Source organism: Undibacterium sp. (genome assembly GCF_030683615.1).
Classification (GTDB): domain Bacteria; phylum Pseudomonadota; class Gammaproteobacteria; order Burkholderiales; family Burkholderiaceae_D; genus Undibacterium; species Undibacterium umbellatum.
Genome location: NZ_JAUXQE010000030.1, coordinates 209,309 through 231,657 on the forward strand (window position 1 = coordinate 209,309; position 22,349 = coordinate 231,657).

22 protein-coding genes are annotated in these 22,349 nt (G+C 51.7%); 8 read left to right on the forward strand and 14 right to left on the reverse strand.

Features of this window, described 5'->3' with window-relative positions:
• The first annotated feature begins 16 nt into the window (after window positions 1-16).
• Window positions 17-1,090 (forward strand): MBL fold metallo-hydrolase, encoded by a 1,074-nt coding sequence (locus tag Q8K39_RS15415; protein ID WP_305261512.1) that lies wholly within the window; start codon window positions 17-19, stop codon window positions 1,088-1,090.
• Between the two features lie 9 nt (window positions 1,091-1,099).
• Window positions 1,100-1,618: a hypothetical protein gene (locus Q8K39_RS15420; protein ID WP_305261514.1), complete on the forward strand. Its 519-nt coding sequence runs from the start codon at window positions 1,100-1,102 to the stop codon at window positions 1,616-1,618.
• A gap of 100 nt (window positions 1,619-1,718) precedes the next feature.
• Here the strand turns inward: Q8K39_RS15420 and panB are convergent, their stop codons facing one another.
• The 7 genes from panB to Q8K39_RS15455 all read right to left on the reverse strand — a co-directional run bounded on the left by panB (window position 1,719) and on the right by Q8K39_RS15455 (window position 7,755).
• Complete coding sequence (gene panB / locus Q8K39_RS15425) at window positions 1,719-2,531, reverse strand: 3-methyl-2-oxobutanoate hydroxymethyltransferase (protein ID WP_305261516.1); 813 nt, start codon at window positions 2,529-2,531, stop codon at window positions 1,719-1,721.
• A gap of 535 nt (window positions 2,532-3,066) precedes the next feature.
• Window positions 3,067-3,414: a DMT family protein gene (locus tag Q8K39_RS15430; protein ID WP_305261518.1), complete on the reverse strand. Its 348-nt coding sequence runs from the start codon at window positions 3,412-3,414 to the stop codon at window positions 3,067-3,069.
• A 26-nt stretch (window positions 3,415-3,440) separates the two neighbouring features.
• Window positions 3,441-3,923, reverse strand: coding sequence for a 2-amino-4-hydroxy-6-hydroxymethyldihydropteridine diphosphokinase (folK, locus tag Q8K39_RS15435; protein ID WP_305261520.1), 483 nt, complete (start codon window positions 3,921-3,923; stop codon window positions 3,441-3,443).
• Between the two features lie 2 nt (window positions 3,924-3,925).
• Entirely contained in the window at window positions 3,926-5,281 is a 1,356-nt protein-coding gene (gene pcnB / locus Q8K39_RS15440) for a polynucleotide adenylyltransferase PcnB (RefSeq protein WP_305261522.1), read from the reverse strand.
• Window positions 5,278-5,967, reverse strand: a complete 690-nt coding sequence (locus Q8K39_RS15445) for an HAD family phosphatase (RefSeq protein WP_305261524.1) — start codon at window positions 5,965-5,967, stop codon at window positions 5,278-5,280. Before Q8K39_RS15445 ends, pcnB begins: the two co-directional genes overlap by 4 nt.
• A gap of 10 nt (window positions 5,968-5,977) precedes the next feature.
• The gene (gene hda / locus Q8K39_RS15450) at window positions 5,978-6,673 is read right to left on the reverse strand and encodes a DnaA regulatory inactivator Hda (RefSeq protein ID WP_186953320.1); all 696 of its coding nucleotides are present in this window, start codon (window positions 6,671-6,673) and stop codon (window positions 5,978-5,980) included.
• A complete protein-coding gene (locus Q8K39_RS15455; protein WP_186953321.1) occupies window positions 6,670-7,755 on the reverse strand; it encodes an AI-2E family transporter in 1,086 nt (361 codons plus the stop codon). Before Q8K39_RS15455 ends, hda begins: the two co-directional genes overlap by 4 nt.
• Window positions 7,756-7,908: 153 nt before the next feature.
• On the opposite strand from Q8K39_RS15455, the gene purM reads away from it, so the two are divergent.
• The 3 genes from purM to Q8K39_RS15470 all read left to right on the forward strand — a co-directional run bounded on the left by purM (window position 7,909) and on the right by Q8K39_RS15470 (window position 11,027).
• Window positions 7,909-8,952: a phosphoribosylformylglycinamidine cyclo-ligase gene (purM, locus tag Q8K39_RS15460; protein ID WP_305261529.1), complete on the forward strand. Its 1,044-nt coding sequence runs from the start codon at window positions 7,909-7,911 to the stop codon at window positions 8,950-8,952.
• A gap of 397 nt (window positions 8,953-9,349) precedes the next feature.
• Window positions 9,350-10,462, forward strand: a complete 1,113-nt coding sequence (locus Q8K39_RS15465) for an HAF repeat-containing protein (protein WP_305261531.1) — start codon at window positions 9,350-9,352, stop codon at window positions 10,460-10,462.
• Between the two features lie 154 nt (window positions 10,463-10,616).
• On the forward strand, window positions 10,617-11,027 hold the full coding sequence (locus Q8K39_RS15470; protein ID WP_305261533.1) for a lysozyme inhibitor LprI family protein: 411 nt from the start codon (window positions 10,617-10,619) through the stop codon (window positions 11,025-11,027).
• Between the two features lie 137 nt (window positions 11,028-11,164).
• Here Q8K39_RS15470 and Q8K39_RS15475 read toward each other — a convergent pair whose 3' ends face one another.
• The gene (locus Q8K39_RS15475; RefSeq protein WP_305261534.1) at window positions 11,165-12,700 is read right to left on the reverse strand and encodes a slipin family protein; all 1,536 of its coding nucleotides are present in this window, start codon (window positions 12,698-12,700) and stop codon (window positions 11,165-11,167) included.
• 746 nt (window positions 12,701-13,446) lie between these two features.
• Here Q8K39_RS15475 and Q8K39_RS15480 point away from each other — a divergent pair.
• Together Q8K39_RS15480 and Q8K39_RS15485 are read left to right on the forward strand one after the other, a co-directional pair.
• Window positions 13,447-13,698, forward strand: coding sequence for a hypothetical protein (locus tag Q8K39_RS15480; RefSeq protein WP_305261536.1), 252 nt, complete (start codon window positions 13,447-13,449; stop codon window positions 13,696-13,698).
• Window positions 13,632-13,970: a tetratricopeptide repeat protein gene (locus Q8K39_RS15485; RefSeq protein WP_305261727.1), complete on the forward strand. Its 339-nt coding sequence runs from the start codon at window positions 13,632-13,634 to the stop codon at window positions 13,968-13,970. Before Q8K39_RS15480 ends, Q8K39_RS15485 begins: the two co-directional genes overlap by 67 nt.
• 21 nt (window positions 13,971-13,991) lie before the next feature.
• Here the strand turns inward: Q8K39_RS15485 and Q8K39_RS15490 are convergent, their stop codons facing one another.
• Entirely contained in the window at window positions 13,992-14,960 is a 969-nt protein-coding gene (locus tag Q8K39_RS15490) for a phosphotransferase family protein (protein WP_305261537.1), read from the reverse strand.
• 185 nt (window positions 14,961-15,145) lie between these two features.
• On the opposite strand from Q8K39_RS15490, the gene Q8K39_RS15495 reads away from it, so the two are divergent.
• Window positions 15,146-15,652 carry a hypothetical protein gene (locus Q8K39_RS15495; RefSeq protein ID WP_305261539.1) on the forward strand — a complete coding sequence of 169 codons (507 nt, stop codon included), beginning with the start codon at window positions 15,146-15,148 and terminating at the stop codon, window positions 15,650-15,652.
• A 77-nt stretch (window positions 15,653-15,729) separates the two neighbouring features.
• Here the strand turns inward: Q8K39_RS15495 and Q8K39_RS15500 are convergent, their stop codons facing one another.
• The 5 genes from Q8K39_RS15500 to Q8K39_RS15520 form a co-directional block, all read right to left on the reverse strand.
• Entirely contained in the window at window positions 15,730-16,872 is a 1,143-nt protein-coding gene (locus Q8K39_RS15500) for a hypothetical protein (RefSeq protein WP_305261541.1), read from the reverse strand.
• A gap of 227 nt (window positions 16,873-17,099) precedes the next feature.
• Window positions 17,100-17,963: an RNase adapter RapZ gene (rapZ, locus tag Q8K39_RS15505; RefSeq protein ID WP_305261543.1), complete on the reverse strand. Its 864-nt coding sequence runs from the start codon at window positions 17,961-17,963 to the stop codon at window positions 17,100-17,102.
• A gap of 17 nt (window positions 17,964-17,980) precedes the next feature.
• The gene (gene hprK, locus Q8K39_RS15510) at window positions 17,981-18,922 is read right to left on the reverse strand and encodes an HPr(Ser) kinase/phosphatase (protein WP_110256126.1); all 942 of its coding nucleotides are present in this window, start codon (window positions 18,920-18,922) and stop codon (window positions 17,981-17,983) included.
• A 102-nt stretch (window positions 18,923-19,024) separates the two neighbouring features.
• On the reverse strand, window positions 19,025-19,498 hold the full coding sequence (locus tag Q8K39_RS15515; protein WP_186953333.1) for a PTS sugar transporter subunit IIA: 474 nt from the start codon (window positions 19,496-19,498) through the stop codon (window positions 19,025-19,027).
• A 102-nt stretch (window positions 19,499-19,600) separates the two neighbouring features.
• Window positions 19,601-22,279: an EAL domain-containing protein gene (locus Q8K39_RS15520; protein WP_305261549.1), complete on the reverse strand. Its 2,679-nt coding sequence runs from the start codon at window positions 22,277-22,279 to the stop codon at window positions 19,601-19,603.
• Between the last annotated feature and the right edge of the window lie 70 nt (window positions 22,280-22,349).

Genomic DNA, 22,349 nt, shown 5'->3' on the forward strand with positions numbered 1-22,349 from the left:
AGGAGTGTTGATCACCATGGCCTATGTTTCTTCTCCCAGTAATGCCCAGCAGTTACCCACTGTGCCACCGCAGCCTGCCAGTGCAGGTTTTGTCAACCAGGCACCTACCCGTGAACCCAGTTTGTTGGGCAACATGAAAATTATGTGGAAATTTTTCTTCGACAAACCCAAGGATACGGTGCCAGGTGGCAGTATCCCTGTGTTTGAATTGACGAAAGAACAGTTATTGGCTGCACCAGACTATAGTTTGTACCGTCTAGGTCATTCGACCATGCTGATGAAATTGCAGGGTGAATTCTGGCTGACTGACCCGGTGTTTTCTGAGCGGGCCTCACCTTTCCAGTGGATGGGGCCAAAGCGTTTTCACCAGCCACCGATCAGTATTGCTGACCTGCCACCCATCAAGGGCATCATCTTGTCGCATGATCATTATGATCACCTGGATTATGCCGCTATCCTGCAACTGGCGAAAAAAACTGAGCACATCCTGACACCGACTGGTGTGGGTGATCGCCTCATCAAATGGGGTATAGATGCAAGCAAAGTGCAGCAACTGGGCTGGTGGCAAAGCACCTGGATCAATGGCACGCAGTTTGTCGCGACACCTGCCCAGCACTTTTCTGGCCGTGGCTTGCATGACCGTGACCAGACCCTGTGGTCATCCTGGAGCATACTCACGCCTGAGCTGAAAATTTTCTTTAGCGGTGACACTGGTTACTTCAAAGGCTTTAAAGAGATAGGCGACAAATACGGCCCCTTCGATCTGACCCTGATAGAAACCGGTGCCTATAACAAGATGTGGCCTGACGTGCACATGCAGCCAGAGCAATCGCTGCAAGCGCATATTGATTTGCGTGGCAAAACCATGCTGCCTATTCATAATGGTACTTTTGATTTATCCATGCATAGCTGGTTCGAACCTTTTGAGCGCATTGTCGCGCTGGCCAAGCAACAGGGTGCAAGGATAAGCACACCGCAAATGGGGGAGGAAGTTGATATCGCCGAACCGCAAACCGGTAAGCGCTGGTGGCTGTTCCCGCTGGCGCAAGCTGGCAAGTCTGTATCTTTACAATCCGCTTTGGCGGAATAAAATCAGATAATGATGAGGACAGAAATTTCTTTGCTTGGCTTCTTGCGGGATGGCAGCCTGGGTGCTTTCATTCCGCGTAAACATTGTAGCCCGGTTGATGTGTTTGCCTGCCTGGGATCAGCGGATGAAGTATATACGCCAGATGACCTGGACTTGCCTTACCAGCCGGGTAGTGCGGCCTGCTTTCCCCTCGTAGTCGCCTATGGTGATCTGGAGTTTCATTTTGCTGGCGAAAATGAATTGGCTACAGTGTTCGTCGATACATTTTCTGGTGTAGCGCAACAAGCTGATGGCGGGCCTCTGCTTTTGCAAGACCGGAAATTTTTGCGCCAAGGTTTGCCTTTGTCAGAATTTTTAAAAATGGCAAGGCAAGCCGGGTTGGAAATTACCGATGTGCGCGAGCACGCACCGCCGTATGCCATGATTGCCACTACTGCGGCGGGCATAGAAGTTGGATTCGAACATGATGATCCTGAATTACCAGATTCGCAGGCGACATTGCGCTGGTTTTGCTGGATGCATGCTTAGTTTTTTTGGGACCTGAGATACTGCGCAGTGGCACTGATCAGAGGGATATTCGTCGACAGAGCAAAGCCATGTCGACGAGTTTACCAACTGATTGCCAACTTTAGAAACTATGTTCCAGCGTCGGGAAAGATTTATCTTTTACTGCTGCCACATAAGCCAAAACCGCAGCATCGATGCTGGTCTGGCCTTCCATGAAGTTTTTCACGAAGCGGGCTTTGCGGCCCGGGAATACACCCAGCAGGTCGTGCATGACGAGTACCTGACCTGAGCAATCAACGCCTGCACCTATGCCTATGGTGGGGATGTGCAAAGAGTCAGTGACTTCCTTGCCCAGGCTGGCGGGGATGGCTTCGAGCACCAGCAGGGTAGCACCGGCCTCCTGCACGGCCAGCGCTTCGGCTTTCAGCAGGTTGGCGGATGCATTTGTTTTGCCTTGCACCTTGTAGCCACCCAACTGATGCACGGATTGCGGTGTCAGACCCAGATGGGCGCAGACGGGGATGGCGCGTTCAGTCAGGAACTTGATAGTGGGCAGCAGCCAGGTACCACCTTCGAGTTTGACCATTTGCGCACCAGCTTGCACTAGTTGCACAGCATTGTTGAAAGCCGCTTCTGGTGTGGCATAGCTGCCAAAAGGCATGTCGGCAATAACCAGGGCTTTTTGATTTCCACGGGCGACAGCAGCGGTGTGGTAAGCCACGTCTTGCAGTGTTACTGGCAGGGTGGAATCATGTCCCTGGCATACCATGCCGAGGGAATCACCGATGAGCAAAATTTCTACGCCGCAACGGTCCATCAGGGATGCAAAGCTGGAATCATAGCAGGTGAGCATGGTGATTTTTTCACCTTTTTCACGCAGTGCGATCAAGCCAGGAATGCTTACTGCTTTACGGTCTTGCAAATATTCAGCCATTCTTTTTCTCCAAAGGTGATGCTGTCATTGGTTTTTTGTTTGACAGCGATTTTGTCTCCACCTACATCCTCAACTTTATTTTTATATTCTTTATCTTTATTTTTCTTGTTCCTTGAATTCTATTGCTGTTGATCGACCAGGCCAGGTTTCGGCCCGGCGGCCGAAATACTTTCCTTGCTTCGCCAAAGAAAGTATTCAAAGAAAGGCGACCGCAGACTCGCTCCCTACGGGAGTGCCCGTTTGTGCGAAGCAAAAAATGGGAAGTGTCCGCAACTCGCTACCCTTGCAGGGCGCACAATCGCTTGCAAGCGATTGCTGTTACGCAGGCGAGGTGCTTGCACCTCGAAACCCCTGCTACACCTCAAACAACGGACACTTCTTGATCCATTTTCTGCAGCACACAAACGGCTTCGTCCCAAGCGGATGAAGGTCAAAAGCAACCGCAACGTCAAAATCAACTACAAATTCAAAAGCAACATCAAAATCAGAACATTGATTGATTTATCTTTTGTCCAGTTTTGATCTATCTATTCTTTCAGTTCCTGAAAATAAAATAAACTGCGCCAACAAGACATAATCCTGCCCACACATAATCCAGCTTGAACGGCTGCCCCATGTAAAACATGGCGAAGGGCACGAAGACGATCAGGGTCAGGGCTTCTTGTAATATCTTTAGCTGAGCCAGGCTGTAGGCAGTGTAGCCTATTCTGTTGGCGGGCACCTGCAACAGGTATTCGAACAGGGCGATGCCCCAACTGATGAAGGCGGCCACCCACCAGGCTTTGCTGGACAGGCTTTTCAGATGACCGTACCATGCGACCGTCATGAAGACGTTGGAGAGTATCAGCAAGCCTGTGGTTTGCAAAATGATAGGGATTTGCATGGTGCTTCGCTTATTGCCTTGTCTGGCTATCTGGTAGTGGGTAATTCTTGTATGCGCTGATCAGCCACGGAGGCGACATAGTCTTGCGCGCGGCCTTTGCCAGGGATGCTGATATTTGCTGCGAGTTGCAGTAGTGGCAGCAAGACGAAAGCGCGTTCTGTCATGCGTGGATGGGGGACTTGCAGGTCAATGGTACTGATTTCTTCTATACCGTACATGAGCAAATCCAGGTCCAGGGTACGTGGGGCATTGCGGTAGGGGCGTTCGCGGCCATGCGCCAGTTCTATGGCTTGCAGGTGTTGCAGAATGTCGGTGGCGCTCAGGCTGCTTGCCAGTTCAGCCACTGCATTGACATAATCATCACCAGTCGAATCTATGGGCGCGCTGCCAAACATGGCGGACTGCGCCACGAGGGTAGTGTCCGGCAATTGCGCCAGCGCGTCTATGGCTTTGCCTACAGTGACTTTAGCGTCACCGAGGTTGGCACCTATGCCTACAAAAATTCGCATGCTCATTCTGCTGCAGCGGCTGCCTTGCGTGGGGCGCGGCGGCGGGGTTTGCGTTTTTTGGGGCCGGCTTCGGTTGCCTTGGGTTTGGTGTTGATGAGGCGGTCACGCTCTACACTGTCGCCTTCCATGAAGTCAGTCCACCATTCGCCGATTTCTTCATCGATTTCACCGGAGGCGCAACGCAGCAGCAAGAAGTCATAACCGGCACGCAGGCGTGGGTGCTCCAATACTTTGTACGGGGTTTTGCCTACGCGTTTTTCAAAGCGTGGCTGCATGGCCCAGATGTCGCGCATGTCCGAGCCGATCTTGCGCTGGATTGCCAGGGCGTCGGTTTGGGTATTTAAGACATCATCTGCAGCCAGGTGCAGGGCAGGTATGGGGAATTCGCCAGCGGCCTTATAGGCCTCCCATTTTTCCACAACCTGGTGCCACAGCAGGGAGGCAAACAAAAAGCCTGGTGAGACTGGTTTGCCTTGTTGTACGCGTTCATCAGTATTGGCCAGCGCCAGAGTGACGAATTTTTCACCCAGGGGTTGCTCCAGAACCACGTCCAGCAATGGCATCAGGCCGTGATGCAAGCCTTCTTTGCGCAGTTGCTGCAGGCAGGCCATGGCATGGCCGCTGGTTAGTAGCTTCAGGGTTTCATCAAAGACGCGGGCGGCGGGTACATTGTTGATCAGTGGAGCCATCACGGCGATAGGTGCACGGGTGGATGCATCGATCGTAAAGCCCAGTTTTGCAGCAAAGCGCACCACGCGCAGCATGCGTACCGGGTCTTCGCGGTAACGGGCTTCTGGCACGCCGATGATGCGCAGGGTTTTCTTTTTAATGTCTTTCATGCCGCCGTGATAGTCGAGCACGATCTGGGATGCCGGGTCGTAGTACATGGCATTCACGGTGAAGTCTCGGCGGGCGGCATCTTCATATTGTTCGCCAAAGGTATTGTCGCGCAGCACGCGGCCATGTTCATCCTTGGGCGCGCCATCGGTGGCAGCGCCACGGAAGGTGGTCACTTCAAGCAGATCCTGCCCAAACATGACGTGCACTATCTGGAAGCGGCGTCCTATGATAAAGGCGCGGCGGAACAGGCGTTTGACCTGCTCAGGCGTGGCATTGGTGGCAATGTCAAAGTCCTTGGGTTTGACACCGGTCAGCAAGTCGCGCACTGCACCACCAACAACAAAGGCCTTGAAGCCATTTTCTTGCAGGGTCTGGGTGATGCGTATGGCATTCGCAGACACCAGTTGCGGGTCTATACCGTGGTCTTTATGACTCAGCACGGTTGGCTTTTTGTTGGCGCTGGCGTCATCGCTCTTATTTTTTACGCCCAGTATTTTGCGAATAAATTTCTTGATCATTGCTTGTCAAACAGGTGAAGTTGAGGCCAACCTTTTGCCTGTGCATGGGCACTTAATTTGGCATTGGGATTGGTTGCGACAGGATGGCTGACGCGTTCCAGCAGCGGTATATCGTTTTGCGAATCGCTGTAAAAATAACTATGGTGAAAGTCGCTGAGTTGCCTCAGCGGCGTCACTTTTTGCTTTGCCAGCCAGTCTTGCAAATGCACAACCTTGCCCGTGCCTGAACTTGGCACGCCCAGCAGTTTGCCAGTGATATTGCCATTGGCATCAAGCTCAGGTTCTGCTGCCATCAAGTGTTGCACACCCAGTGCAGTAGCGATGGGTGCAGTCACAAAACGGTTGGTGGCCGTGATGATGGCGATCAGGTCATCCTGGTCTTGATGCTTCTTGATCAGGTCATAGGCAGCAGGCAACAGGGCTGGCTGTATGACTTCCTGCATGAATTGACCATGCATTTCATCCAGTCTGGCGCGTGGGAATTGCGCCAGTGTGCCCAGTGCAAATTCCAGATATTCCACCGGGTCCAGTGTGCCGGCCTGGTATTGCGCGAAAAACTCTGCATTGCTGCGGGCAAATTCATCAGCATCGACAGCACCGACGCGGCACAGGAACTGGCCCCATTCAAAATCAGAATCGATGGGGATCAGGGTGTGGTCAAGATCAAAGAGGGCGATATTGCGCATGCTAGGTCTGCTAATCGTTCGTAGTGTCGAGGCCCGGCTGTTGCTGCAACATTAGTTCGCGCAACAATGGCAGGGTGATGGGACGTTTGGTTTCTAGTGAATAATGGTCAAGTTGATCCAGAACATCGGTCAGCGAACTCATGTCACGGCGGTAATGGGTTATCAGATAGGGTAACACGCCGGGTGAAAGTTGTATGCCCCGCGCATGGGCGGCACGCTCTAAGGCATCGATCTTCTCTTCATCGGTCAGGCCATGTACCTGATAAATCAGGCCCCAGCCAAAACGGGTGCGCAAGTCGTCACGCACATTTAGAATCATGGGCGGGCGATTACCCGCACCGATCAAGAAACCGCCACGAGCGCGTGCCTCGTTAAACAGATTAAAGGCAGCGATCTGGTTCAACGGCGGCAACTGGTCGCAATCGTCCAGCAGGTAGAGGCTGACACCTTCGGTAAAGTCAAAGGCGCTTTCCGGCGCATCTGCCGGGATATAGCGGGCCGTAGCATCAGCCGCCAGGGCATGCAGCAAATGGGTCTTGCCAGCACCCGGCTCACCCCAAATATAGACCGAGCGTTCGCCATATTGGCTAGTGATACGCTGGTCAAACATGCCCAGCAATTGTGCCAGCTCAGCATTTTGCCCCACCACAAAGGTGGCAAGGGACGGCAGCTTTTGCGCGTCCAGGTCGAGTAATAATTGCCTCATGTCTGACTATAAAATGGACTGTTCAAGTAAGACACACGCAAATGCTTGACGGCAACCGAGATCACGGCAGAGGCTGGCAAGGCAATCAGAATGCCGATAAAGCCAAACAATTGTCCGAATGCCATCAAGGCAAAAATCACGGTCAAAGGATGCAGGCCTATGCGCTCACCCACCAGGCGTGGTGTCAGGTAAAACGATTCTACAACCTGGCCTATGCCATAGATGGCAGCTACCCACACAAGGCCACTAAAGCCATCAAATTGCAGGATAGCACCAATCACCGCCAATACCAGCCCCAGGCCATAGCCCAAGTAGGGAATGAACACCAGGAAGCCAGTGATAATGCCCACCGGCAAAGCCAGGTCAAAACGGGCAATGCTGAGCGCCACAGAGTAATACACTGCCAGCACGATCATGACAAGAATTTGCCCACGCAGGTATTGCGCCAGAATATCATCCACTTCCAGCACAGCGTTCGCGGTGACGCTGACATAGCGGCGCGGGATGAAATGACTCAGACGCCTGATCAGGGAATGCCAGTCCATCAACAGATAGAACAGCACGATAGGGATCAGCAGCAAGTTAGCCACCATGCCCAGCACAGCAGTGCCGCCAACCCGGATCGAATTCAGGACGGCCTTACCGATGACATCACCACTATTTGCCATTTGCTCAGTCAGTAAAGCCTTAATGCCAGTACTATCCAGACGCACCTTGATACCAAATTCAGACAGCATGGGTGCCAGCATTTCATCGAGCTTGTCAAAGAAGCGCGGGATCTGATCTTGCAATTGTGGTATTTCTTTTTGCAGAATGGGGATCATGACCAGCACCATGGCCAGCACTGCAGCAATCAAAATCACGATGACCAGGGTAGCCGCCACAGAGCGTGGCAAACCTATCTTGCGCACGCGCAGGGCGCACAGCTTGTCTACCCATGGCGTCAGTACGTAGGACAATATGCTGGCGACGATGAAGGGCATCAGCACTGGACCCAGCAAAGACAGCAGTAGCAACAAGGCAAATGCCAGGGCCAGCCACAGCATGGATTGTTTTTGCTCCGACGTAAAAGAAAATGGCATTTTTAGAGTTGGTTAGTAGTCATTTGTCATCAAAATTACCGTCTGTCCCAAAAATACGGGGTTTTCGCGGTCAATTTGTTAAAATAGCGCTTTTGCCGGACTTTTCTGGCAATTTCTCTATTTTACCGCCTCCTGCCCCTATTGCCGAATATCATGAGCACTTCTACCCCTGTTTCTCTCTCTTACGCCGACGCTGGTGTCGATATGGTTGCCGGCGACGCGCTGGTTGATGCCATCAAACCCTTTGCAAAACGCACCATGCGCGAAGGTGTCATGGCTGGCATAGGCGGTTTTGGCGCCATGTTTGAAGTCAGCAAAAAATACAAGGAACCTGTCCTGGTCTCCGGTACTGACGGCGTGGGCACCAAGCTGAAACTGGCTTTCCACCTCAACAAGCATGACACCGTTGGTATCGACCTGGTGGCCATGAGTGTCAATGACATCCTGGTACAAGGCGCCGAGCCACTGTTCTTCCTCGACTATTTTGCCTGCGGCAAGCTCGATGTGGCAACTGCCACCGACGTCATCAAGGGCGTGGCCTTTGGTTGCGAACAAGCTGGTTGCGCCCTGATCGGTGGTGAAACAGCTGAAATGCCATCCATGTACCCAAATGGCGAATACGATCTGGCTGGCTTTGCAGTTGGCGCTGTCGAAAAATCCAAGATCATCGATGGCAGCAAGATACAACCAGGCGACGTCATTCTGGGCCTGGCATCTTCCGGCATCCATTCAAACGGTTTCTCACTGGTGCGCAAGATCATTGAAGTCGCCAAGCCAGATCTGAATGCCGATTTTCATGGCCGCAGCCTCGGTGACGCCTTGATGGCACCAACCCGCATCTACGTCAAACCTTTGCTGGCATTGATGGAATCCCTGGAAGTCAAAGGCATGGCCCACATCACCGGTGGCGGCCTAGTAGAAAACGTCCCACGCGTACTGGGCGACAAACTGACGGCTGTTCTGCATAAAGACGCCTGGACACTGCCACCCCTGTTCACCTGGCTGCAACAACACGGCGGCGTGGCTGACGCAGAAATGCACCGCGTCTTCAACTGCGGCATAGGCATGGTCGTTATTGTTGCTGCTGAACTGGCTGATGCAGCCCTGGCACAACTGACCGCGGCTGGTGAATCCGTCTACAAGATCGGTGAAATCCGCGCACGTGAAGGTGATGAGCATCAGACGATTGTGGTGTGATGGCTTGATAGACCATCTGAATTGTCAACGGGGCCGTGAAGGCCCCGTTTTTGTTTTAATCAAACTAACATTTAGATCTAAATATCTGTGAGCAGGGTGCGCCGTGCGCACCAGTTTTTTTAACCGTAATCCTGCCTCACACTGCATGGAAAGCAGGTGCGCAAGGCGTACCCTACAAAACTGTCTTAGTAGTATTGCAGCAGTGCATGCACACTTACCTTTGCATCCGATAACCAGTACCTGGCTTTATGGACTTGCCTGAATTTGAAAACTGCATCCATCCCATTCATCAATCGACAATAATAAATAGTAATCATTTATCTTTATTGTCAAATAATAATCCTGTATATTCAATAGCACATTCCCCGTATGACTCCCCTCCAGAAAGGATACATGTATGCACCATGCATTGCGTAGTTCTTTGTTTCTGCTGGCTTTGACTGGTGGCGAGGCTGCTGCCTCGACGAGTCATTCCCTGGGTATAGAGCGCAAGCAATATGGCGAGTCGATTGCCTATGACATGAATGCTGCGGGGCAGGTAGCAGCCGTCATTAAGGAAAAGGACGGTACGCCACATGCCGTGTTTGTTCAGAACGGCAAGCTGATCAAGCTGGAAATGCCTGGCGAAACTGAAAGCGAAGCCAAGCGCATCAATGACAAGGGCGACATCGTCGGGTCTTCCAAGAAGGGCGATATCTGGAGGGCATTCATCCGCAATCGCGATCGTGAAGTAAAAGATCTCGGCACCCTGGGTGGCCCGCATAGCTATGGTGCTGCCATCAACAATGCCGGCATGGTCGCAGGGTTTTCTGACACCCCTGATCGTGACTGGCATGCCTTTCTGTATCAGCCCGGCGAAGCACTGCAAGACCTGGGCACACTGGGCGGCAGGGTCAGTTATGCCAGCGGCATTAATAATGCTGGCGAGGTGACGGGTACCTCCATGATTACCGACGGTTCACGCCATGCTTTCCTGTACAAGAAAGACACCGGCATGGTCGATCTTGGCACGCTGGGTGGCCGCTATAGCGCTGGCACGGCCATCAATGACCAGGGCGCTGTGGTCGGTACTTCAGAGATGAAAGACCGTCGCTGGCATGCCTTTGTCCATGATGGCAAACAGATGGTAGACCTCGGTGCCAAGATAGGTTTTGGCGACAGCTTCGCGACGGGCATCAATAACGACGGCCACGTCGTCGGCGTAATTGATACCCAGGACCTGCGTTTATCCTTCGTCTGGCGCGACAATAAAATGACCTTGCATCCGGCTGGCAAAAGTTTGTACCTGACCAATGCCATCAATAACGTAGGCCAGGTCATAGGCGCAAGCTACGACCGCGGCCTGAACGCCGCCACCATGCCTTCCAATGCCATCCCCTTTGTTGATGTAGGGGGCGACAAGATACTTGGTTTTAATATTGTCACCGTATTGATTGCTGCTGCCATCGCCATTTTCCGCAAACGTATCAAGGGCTTGTTTTTCGAGAGCAGGCTGTTTTTCAGGACTTGATGCACTTTAATTGCTGAACCCAGGCAAGATATGCAAGACACTTATTGCAAGTATTTGTATTACCGCCTGGGCGATGCATAGCGGCAAAGAAATCGCAGCAAAGAAGTGTAAAAAGCCCGGCAAATTTTACGAACATCCTATCTATCCATAAACCATGCAAGCCAGATACAAACTCATCTTTATCTTGACCGCAGCTCTGAGCACTACCCTTTCATTACCCGCATATGGCAAGGCTGAACCAGCGCGCAGTGCCGAATATAACAAGTGCATGGACAAATCAGAGGGGGTTGACCCGGTCATGCTTGATTGCATTTCAGCTGAATACACCCGTGTCGACAAACGCCTGAATAATGCCTATAAAAAACTGATGGCTAAACTCAGTGCAGAGCGGAAAAAGGAATTGCAGGAAGCGCAGCGTCTATGGCTGAAATTTACAGATGCCAATTGTCAATTTTATTATGATCCCGACGGCGGCACATCTGCCAGATTGAACGCGAATGAATGCAGCGTAACAGTCAGAATATTGAGAGCAGAAGAGCTTGAGTCTCTCACTCCACGCCAGTGAATTCAGTGAATTATTACATCCTGCCAGTGACGGACTAGCACAGACTGCAGAGTAAGCACAACAGACCGCCTGCTCTGATCATTATGGCGCGGATAGCATGTCAGATGACAGGCTTATTCCGCACCATGTCGATGTTTTTATTTGTCGATTGCCGGTTTAAAGGCTGCAACCTGTTTAAGCAGGCTCTCCAGCCCGCCATAGACACTGATCTTATCGATCTTCTCAGTCATTTTTTCCAGTGTCTCCAGTTCTTTGAGACGCAAGGCAACCGGATTATCTTCCATCACTCTTGAGGTATTCATGAGTGATCTGGTGGCTGCGGTTTCTTCGCGACGCCGTATCACATTCGCTTGCGCGGCTTTTTCTGCTTCCACTACTTTGCCCAGCATGGTTTTTATCTCACCCGGCAAGATCAGATCCTTGATACCCAGGCTGACTATTTCTATGCCCTGGACCTGCGCTTTTTGAGCAACATAGTGCAATATCTGTTCATCGGTTTCATTCTTGTTTTCCAGCAGACCATCGAGGGTCTTACCACCAACGGCGGCCCTTAGTGCAAACTGGATTTCCTTGTAGATGAAGTCCTTGTAATCATTCAGGCTGGCCAGCATCAGGGGCGCGTCTGTGATTTTATATCCTGCCGTGACATTGACGCGTAAAGGCACCTTGTCTTGTGTCAGCATTTCCTGGCCGGTAATTTCCAGCGTTGTGAGACGCGTATCAATGACTGTCAGGCTCAAACGGTTTCCACCGTGCCAGTAGGCATAAAAACCTGGTTTTAAGCTGGCATGGAAAACGCCGTCAATGTACAACATGCCCACATGTTCTGAAGGCACTTCGTAACTTGTGTTGTGTGGTGCCAGTAATTTCGCATTATTGGCATTGCTGCGCATAGCCAGTACGATGTGGTCTTCAATGGCACGTGGTGCCTGTGCCAGTGAAATCAATTCCAGCTTCAGGTCGCTACTGGCGAGCGCAGGTGTCGCCTGGCCGGTGACATGCACCAACTCATTCTTGTCCCACCAGACCGCCAGTTGCTGGTCACTGGTTTCTATCTTGTTCAGTTGCGTCGACAAGACCGGATGCGCGCTGGCGACGATGGCATGCACGACATCTTTGGCATCTATCACTTGCGACTGCCGGCAAATCGTCAACTTTGTCTTGGGCAAAACATCAAAATAAGCATGTCTGCCAGGCAGTAGAAAATCGCTGAAGCTTTCTTCTGCAAACAACAAACCATACGCTCCTGCCGGTATGGTCACCTGCTTGACGCAGCCAACTGACACGCCGATGGGAATTTGCTTTAGCCACTCGACAGGTACCTTCAAGTCAGGCGTTATATTTGCCCTGAATACTTTGATGCCCAGACCCTGCTTCCAGAAAGCGCGCAGGGAATTTGGTGTCACGCACAGAAATTGCTGGCCACTGCATACCAGCGCCACTTCATCATGGCCCGTGCGGACAATTTCCAGATCTGTTGCCAGTGCAGCCCCATGATGTGAGCTGATCCACTCAAGGTCAGCAATGTTTGCCGGGAAATCAGTCAGATTGCCAAGCTCTACACGCTTGGATCTGGGTAAGAAATAACTGCCCTTGGCAAGAATTTTTTCAAAACCGCTACGGCCATATAAAAGACCAATCTGGTGGTCTTGAATTATTTTTCGGAGGAACATAGACATTCTCAATGAAGATAAATATTTCGTCGGACGAACTCAAGAAGCCGGGGCAAGAAAAAACTATGTAAGTCAGTCAGGCGAAAACACACTGACGCACATCAGCTTTGAGCAGAACAGCCTCAAGAGAACTATCCCCGCAGCATGGCGGATGACCGTGCATGTAAGGTGCCGCAATCTTGCTTCTCGTACGCTCGCCAGAGAAACGGCAGCAAAAGCACTGCTTCCATTTTCCTGGCCTTGATAGTTTGAATTAAGAACCGGGACACATACATGGTAACAATCATGCGAAGCGATGCCGCGTTGTCCAGGCGCATACAAACTGAATACTTGAGTTTGCATGTTCAAGAACAGGAAAGCAGTTCCCTTGAGGATTACTACTGATGTATTACACATTTTTACTTCAATCAGATTATGAGTCTGAGGCTCATCTTTGAGCTTGGTTGCGTAGTATAGGAATCGAACCTATTAACAGTTGCCTGGTGCGGTACACAAACGCATAAAATACGCTGTGCCAGCCTGAACCCATGAGTCAGAACCTCTGCAATCAGACAACTTAGTTCCCACCGAGGAAACGCAAAGTGAGTATAGCCTGAGTTGATTGCTCTGAGATTTGAAAAATGAAAAAATTTATGCCTGATACACGTCAGGGTTTTATATATTTTTTCCTTTCCATTTAAGCAGACACCGCAAGGATTTATATTGAATACGCGATCAGGCTTACTTTATCAATAAAGACCGTGACTATGCTGAACGAAATCTGGGGAAAACGGCTGGCAGCCTTATGGACAGCACTCTATGATATGGAAGCGCAAGACTTCATCGCCCGCATTGATGCAATGGCTGCCGAACTACCGCAAGGTGCTGCACTGGCCTGTTTGAGTGTGGCGCTGCGCGAGACTCTTGCGACTTCCCCCAGCTTGCCATTCACCTGCACGAGACAGCACTCACAACTGGTGTGTCGGGTTTGCGGCGTCGAAGGGCAAACATACAGATGACCAGTTCAATCCGTTACCTGGGCGAGCCGCAAACTGCAGCTGATTTGCTGTTTGCAGAAATGCAAATGGGCGGTGATGAGCTTGATGCGGCAGTACGCGGCTTTCTTGCCCTGGCACTGGCTGACCTTGGACGCGAACGCGAGGCCCTTGCAATCAGCCTGACCTCCTTGTCGACCTGCTTGCCACGCTACAACCGTTCGCTGGCGAGGTATGCGCAGGGACTGGTAAAGGAAGTGCATTGGCGGACAGGCGCGTGCGATGTTCGCGGGTAGGTGTGATAAGCTAGTCTGACTTTACACCGGAAACATCTGCTCAGCAACCCGTTCCCAAGTGTCACGCTGCCCGATGGCAGGCACTTGCTGCATGCAAAACATGACATCAGAATCCGGCCTGATCAGCATATAAGCGGTCAACTGGCGTTGCAAATCTGTTGCGTTGATATCTCCAATCTCACCGTAAGCCTGTAACAGGGACTTGAGCAGCAAATGGTTACCTTGCGCCATGAATATCATGGGCGTCAAGATTTCCAGTCTGTCGCTATTGCCGACGATGGCATCACCAAAGTCGAGCAAGCCGCTTAACTTCCAAACGTCTTGTTCCTGCTTCGCCATTAAATTCCAGGGGTGTATGTCCATGTGGATAAAGCGCGGATCACCTGCGCTGGCAAAGTCTCCGGCAGTTTCTAGATACGGCATGACTTGTGCAAGCAAGCCTTCAGGCATTTTCCTGCGCTGATGCCGGGTCATGCATGCGGCGATTAGCTCTTGTATATACGCTGGCCAGTCCACCCGGATGGCGATGTCTGCATCAAACTGTACGTGACGCAATTCACGCAAGAGCTGGCCAGTCTGTACCATGATGGCTTGCTTTTGTTCCAGATCCAGTGCCGGCCATATGTCGGCCAGCAAAGTACCCTGCAAACGGCTGAAGATGACGAATACCCAGTGATCAATTTCACCGCTGGCGATCAGGCTCGGTGTCTGCACTGAGAGTTTGCCGTCAAGCAGCGGCGCAACCAGGATTTCCTTATCCCCCTGACGCCGCCAGTTGGGCGGCACGAGCTTGACGATCACTTCATCACCCAGCCCGAACAAGGCATTCGCCCCCAGCGGGATTTTTTCCCAGGTGCCGGGTGGCAGATCGAATGCCTGTTGGAGATGTTCCAGTACCGGCATCCAGTCTTCCAAAGGCGTGTTGGCGATGTAGTCATTGCAGGCTGGATTGCTGAGATTTTGTGGCAGGCAGTTGAGGATTGTTGTCATTGAACTTCATGTGAAGGAAGATTGAACGGTAGAGATGCTGATGTGAAACGTATGTGTCGTTGAAGATCATGCTTTCACCTTTCAGCAATATAACCTGCTTGCATATCTTATGCAATTTCATGAATTCCTTTATGATGATTTCTTAAAAGCGTTGGCCGCGTTGTCTAAGATTTTGGAGCATGTTTATGCAAGCAGAAACACAACTTGATTTCTACTCGAAGACTATAACCGGGGTAGTAAAGAGGAGAGAATATTCAGAGCTTTTAGGTCTGATGCGGGACATTTTTGAGCAAGAAAACAAGATAGTGCTTTTGGCTGAATTGTCTGATCGTTTGACTAGTACTGTTTTTGAAGCATTTTTTCTATGCGGCTTGCCGTATTTACTCAAAATGCCGCTTGATGAGTACAGACATTTATATCAATTGTCACAGAGGCGGGGCATCGCAATTTATCAAGTAACGCGATTTTTGATCATTCATGCTGGAGCGCGGAAACAAGTGTTGCAAAGCTTATCTTCAGATTACAGCGAGATACGAGATATAGATCAATTTAGCCCTTATCTTGAAGAAGCTAAGCCATTGCCACCGAATGAAAAGAAGATGTGTGAATTAACTTACCGAGACTATAAAATCACAGCAGAAAATATTTTAAAGCTCAAGGAAAAATTTTCGGCATTAAAGGATGGCACATAGGTGTTTATTGTGAATTTTAAGAATAGCGGGACCACCAAGGACCCGCACATAATCAAATTAAAAGTCAGCAAGCCTTTTCAAGGCAAACGCGCATTATCCTGCTTGAGTTTGAAGACCTCCGCCCCTATCGCATAGCCGACAAAGCCCTTGTCCGTTGGTAGCAGGCGTATCTTGTTGACAGCGCGGCCCATGGGGACGTGTTTCCAGCTTTGGCCGCCATCGGTGGTTTGATAGCCACCGTCGATGGCACCTACCCAGCCGGTGTTGGCATCAATGAAGCCGACGCCAAATTCTCTTACCTTGAGGTCGTTGACCAGGGGAATTTCTTTCCAGCTCAGGCCACCATCTACCGTCTTGGCAACATAGCGCTGGCTGGTGGCTGGGTCAGGGTTGTAGCTTTGTATGGTTACATAGCCGGTATCGCGGGTCGGGAAGCTGGCTTTCCAGGTTAGTTCATACGGGCGGGTGGATTCGTAGACTGTCTTCCAGCTTACGCCACCATCTCTGGTCATGATGATGCGGGCACGGGATTTTTCCGTGTCGCTGCTGGATGCGCCAAATACAAAACCTGTCATCGCATCAAAGAATTTGACATCGAGTATCATGCCCGTATAAGGCGTCATGTCTATGCTTTTCCAACTGGAGCCGCCATCGAGTGAGCGCAGCAAAGTCGCCGGGCCACCGACGCGGCCACCGGCATGGATGATGGTCCGGTTGTCGAGGACGCCAGAATTGATGAATTTATTGTGCAGTATATCGATGGCGCACAGGCCCTTGATCTGTATACCTTCCAGGCCCCTGGCAACTTGCCAGCTGATGCCGCCGTCACGGGTTTCATACAGCGGCGTGGTATCGGTAACACCAGGAAAATAATCCGTACCGATGTTGCCAGCATAGCCGTGCCTGGCATCGACGAATCCTACTGTGCGAAAGAAGGTGCCAGGTTTGGATAACTGTTCTTGCCAGCCCTGGCCACCATCCGTGGTTTTGTAAATCTTGCCTGCACCATTCACATACCAGCCCAAGTCAGGCTGGACAAAGAAAATATCATCCTGCTTGCCCTTATAGGCAACAGTATTGAGTTTGCTCCAGGCCGCATCAGCGCTCAGTTGATAACGCGGTGTGGTGGCCTGTGGTGCCGTGCTGCATGCCGCCAGGCCCATGCACAACAAGCCAATGACTATTGTCGCCGTCCAGATCTTTTGTGGTTTGGTTTTCATTTTTATTCTTGATGGAAGTGATGGAAGTGATGGAAACGCTTGGACATGTCGGGATGGCGGAAGTTTCTTGAACTGTTTAGTGCCTGGGGAAATGTTTGATGGGGTATTGCGTATGTGACGATGCAGCTTAAACAGCCTTTTGTCAGAGATGCGTCAATCAAAAATATAGTCTTGGGCTGTGCCTAACCTTACGAGGCATTGCCCAATTTTGATCTATCAGTTGTACCTTAGCTCAACCGCCTGTGCCTGACCAACACCTGCTCCTGCGCCTTGAAATGCGCAGCGAGTTTTTCCACCATGTAGACAGAGCGGTGCTGGCCGCCAGTGCAGCCTATCGCGACAGTGAGGTAGCTGCGGTTGTCGCGTTTGAAGGCGGGTAGCCATTTGCTGATGAACTGGCTGATGTCGCTATACATCTCGTCCACCATGGCTTGTTCCTTGAGGTACTGGATGACGGGCTCATCGCGGCCGGTCAGCGGGCGCAGCACGGGGTCGTAATGCGGGTTGGGCAGCATGCGGACGTCGAATACAAAGTCGGCATCCAGCGGCACACCTATCTTGAAAGCGAAGGATTCAAACATCAGGGTCAGTGGGGTATAGCCTACCTGTATGACATCCTTAACCCAGGCGCGCAGCTTGTTGGCGGACAGGTCGCTGGTGTCGATGACATGGGCCACGACTTGTATGCCTGAGAGTATCTCGCGTTCTTCCTGTATGCATTCAGTCAGGCTGAGCCTGTCGCCGGGTTCTTTGTCGAGGCCAAGGCGGTGCGACAGCGGGTGGCTGCGGCGGGTTTCTGAAAAACGGGCGACCAGGGATTCTGTGCTGGCCGTCAGGAACAGGACTTTGACATGATGGCCTTGGTCACGCAGGGTGTTGATGGAGTCAGGCAAACCCGTCAATAAGTTTGCGCTCCGGGTATCAATGGCAATGGCGGCGGCGGGTATGCCTTCGCGCGTCAGGGTATTGATCAGGTCTGCCAGCAGGCTGGGCGGCAGATTATCGACGCAATAATAACCTGCATCTTCAACTACATTCAGGGCTACCGATTTACCGGAGCCGGAGATACCGGAGATAAGCAGGATGTCCATAGCAGATGCCGTAGGGGTTAGTCACCGTTTTCCATGGCGCGTCGTTGCCGTTCCATGAAATCTTCCAGAGTATTAATACCACGTAATTGTAATATGGTATTGCGCACCGCTGCTTCCAGCAAGACCGCGATATTGCGGCCAGCAGCCACCGGGATGACGACTTTTCTGATCTGCAGGCCCAGCACTTCTTCGGTTTGCGAATCAATGGGCAGGCGTTCGTAATTTTCTTCCAGGGTACTGCGGCGTACCAGATGCACAATGAGTTTCAAACGCATCTTGCGGCGCACTGCGGTTTCACCAAAGATGGTCTTGATATCGAGCAAGCCCAGGCCGCGCACTTCCAGCAGGTTTTGCAGCAGCTCGTGGCAACGGCCTTCTATCATGTTCGGGGCGATGCGTGAAAATTCGACGGCATCATCGGCCACCAGGCCATGGCTGCGTGAAATCAGTTCCAGCCCCAGTTCGCTCTTGCCCAGGCCGGATTCACCGGTGATCAAGACACCCACGCCCAGCACATCCATGAAAACGCCATGCATGGTGATTTTTTGTGCGAGTTTTTTCGACAGATACACGCGCAGATAATCGATGACTTGCGCCGATGGATAAGGGGTAGAAAACAGCGGGATATTATTGTCGTCGCAAGTCGTCAAAAATGCCGGTGGCGATTCCAGGCCCTGTGCCACGATGAGGGCAGGCGGCGCACCGGCGACCAGTTCACGCATGAGATTATTGCGCGAAGCATTCGACAGACGGTTGTAATACGAGAGTTCCTGATGGCCCAGCACTTGTATGCGGCCAGGGTGGATCAGGTTCAAATGGCCGACCTGGTCGGCAGAAGAAGCTGCATCGCCTGTGATTTGCTTGTCTGCACCAGCAAAACCGGCAAACCAGCCCAGTTGCATGGTGTCGCGGTTATCGTCGTAGATTTTTTGTACCGTGAGTTCTGTCAATGATGGCATGGCTAGTTGGGCTGAATCTGACGATATGCTACAGGGTGGCTGGAAGGAACTGCTGGTTGTGTCCAGGAGCCATGCTTTGACATGGCTGCACCGGACCGGTCATCAGGCATGACCCGGCAAATTGGGACGCCATGCCATGATTTTTTCATAAATCGCAGCGGCACTGGCTTCAGTGTTGAGGCTGTCGCGGAAAGTTTCATTCGACAGCATCTCGGCCACTTCAGACAGGATTTCCAGATGCTGTTGCGTGACATTGTCAGGCATGAGCAAGAAAATCAGCAGGCTGACAGGCTGGCTGTCTGGCGATTCAAAAGGGATAGCCTCTTTTAACCGGACCAGGGCAGCAATCGGAGCCTTCAAACCCTTGATGCGGCCATGCGGGATGGCGACGCCATGGCCAAGGCCAGTAGAGCCAAGGCGCTCACGGGCAAACAGGTTATCGGAGACAACTGAGCGCGCTATGCTGCAATTATTTTCGAATAACAGCCCGGCCTGTTCAAATGCTCTTTTTTTGCTGGAGACTTCCAGATCCAGAAGTACGTTGTTAAGAGGCAGGATTTTTGCAATATTCGTCATGGTGCAAGATCGTTTTACAGCGAAATGGTGCGATGCACAAAATTAGGTTTTGACAAATTATAGGCTTCTTTTGACTGATATGCGCAAAACTTGACAACACTTTTAGCGAACGTTGTCTCTCAGTAATTTTTCAAATTTTTCTACAGGTAGTGGCTGGCTGAAATAAAAGCCCTGCATCTCCTGACAACCAGAGTCGGCCAGGAAGAACATTTGGTCGGCTTTTTCTACACCTTCGGCTGTGACGCTCATGCCCAGCGCCTTTGCCATGGCAATAATGGCGTGCGTCAGGACCACGGAATCCGGGTTGCCCGGTATATCCCGAATGAAAGAGCGGTCTATCTTTAGATTGTCGATAGGAAAACGTTGTAAATACGACAAAGATGAAAAGCCTGTGCCGAAATCGTCCAGTGAAATACTGATGCCCAATTTCTTGATGGCATCAAAAACCGGTAACAGCAAGTCGGCGTCGCCCATCAACAAGCCTTCGGTAATCTCCAGTTGCAGGGCAGATGCCGGTAATCCGACTTCATGCAAGACTTGTTCTATGTACTTGGGCAAGCCGGGGTCCTGGAATTGCTTGGGCGAGATATTCACGCTGATGACCAGGTCGGGCGAATACTGTTCACGCCATAAATGGGTTTGCAGGCAGGCCTGGCGCAAAATCCAGCGGCCCAATGGCAGGATGAGGCCGATTTCTTCCGAGATAGGGATGAATTCATTGGGGGGCACCAGGCCCACATCCGGCATTTGCCACCGTATCAGGGCTTCGGCACCGACGATACGTGAGGTGCTGAGGCAAATCTTGGGCTGGTAATACACCAGGAATTCATTGTCGGTCAGGGCGCGGCGCAGATTGGTTTCCAGCGCATAACGGTGCTGGGCGCGGACATTTAGTTCAGTCGTAAAGAACTGGTAATTATTGCGGCCAGATTCCTTGGCATGGTACATGGCAGAATCGGCACAGCGCATGAGCGTGGGGCCATCTTCACCATCATGCGGGTAGACGCTGATACCAATGGACGTGCCGAGGTGATATTCATTGCCATCAATCACGAAAGGATCGCGCATACGTGCCAGCACGCGTTCCGCCAGGTCCTTGAGTTGCATGGCGTCTTCAAAGGCTTCGGCCACGATGACGAACTCATCACCTCCCAGGCGTGCCAGCATGTCGGTAGTACGTATGCAAGAGCTCAGGCGCGAAGACACATCCCGCAAGAGCGTATCACCAGCCGCATGGCCAGCCGTATCATTGACGTTCTTGAACCTGTCCAGGTCAAGGAACAGCAAGGCCAGGCGGTGCTGGGTGCGCTTGGCACCCGCCAGGGCTTTGGTCAGGCGCTGATTGAGCTGGTGGCGGTTAGGCAAGCCAGTCAGGGCATCATAAGATGCCATGAAATGCAATTGCCTTTGTGTTTCGCGTACTTCCGTCGTATCCGTAAATGAAATCAACACGGCAGATACAGAGGCGCTGCTTTTCTTGTTGATGGGCAGTACATTCACCAGCAACCAGACGATGGAGCCATCACGTAATTCCACACCCATGGATAAATTCAAAATCGGGGTCTTGCTGCGGAACACGACTGATGCCGGGTCATCGCCCATGCGTATGCATTGTCCTTCATCGCCGAGTATGTTCTTGAAATAGCGATGGCGTCTGCCGACAGCACTGATATCGTCGATTTTGAGGATGCGCTGGGCGCTGGGATTGCACGTCAGGATCTGGCCGCTGGGGCCTATCACCATGATGCCTTCGCTAAGATTGGTGACCACGGAGCGATAGCGTTCTTCGCTTTCCTCCAGGCTTTGCTCCATGTTCTTTTTGTCGATAGCCAGGCCGATGAGGTCACAGGCATCCATCATCATGGCTTGCTCGTCTTCATTCGGGCTGTGCACCATCTGGTGATACACATCAACCGTACCCAGCAGGGTATTGAAGGCCGTCGTGATAGGCAGTGACCAGCAAGAACGCAAGCCATAGCGCAAGGCCGGTTCACGCAGGTTTTTCCACAGCGGGCTGACGGCAATGTCCTGGACTATCGTGGTGCGCTGGTAATAGATCGCGGCCGAGGCAGAGCCTGAGCTGGTATCTACCGGCATGTTGCCCAGCAGAGCGCAAAAGCCATCGGGCAGCGAAGGGCCTGCACCAAAACTCAGCTGCTGGGTGCTGGCATCATACAGAGTGATGGCACACAGGGCACCATTGTCGAGCAGCCTTTCCATGCGGTCACAAACGTCTTCCAGGATATCGCTCAAGGGTTTGTCGAGCGCTATCATCTCGAGAATTTCTTTCTCGTGATGCAGGGCTTCATGGACGCGGCTGGATTTGTAACGGACTTGATCGATGAGGGGCAGTGCGGTGACAGTAGCGCTGGAACGTGAACTGCTGCGGGGAGTGATTTCGCGCGCCGTCAGCAAAATGGCGGCTTGTTCATTAAAAGTGAATTGCGTGCCCCGCACCTCTATGTCAAGCAATTGCCCATCAAGCCGTATGCACTGACAGGTATGTTTGCTTTGGGCACCATCCAGCCGCAGTTTTTGCAGTATGGTCCTGGCGCCTTCATGATGCCTGCCATGCAAAAAGGCTTCAGGTTTCAAGCCTATTAATTGCTTGGCGTCCCCGGCGTGCATCAGTTCTACACCAGCTGGATTGGCATAGATCAGGTTGTCGTCGATCAGCACGTACATCGCGTCCGGGTTATGCTCCAGCAAGGCCATATGCCAGTCTTGACTGGCGACAGGCTCGTGTGTGCTAGTGCTTGAAAACGGGACCGGAATTATCACGACGACAATCTATAAAACGAATAAGTCTGTCTACTTTACATCATGCAAGTTCTTAGGACAATGATGGTAA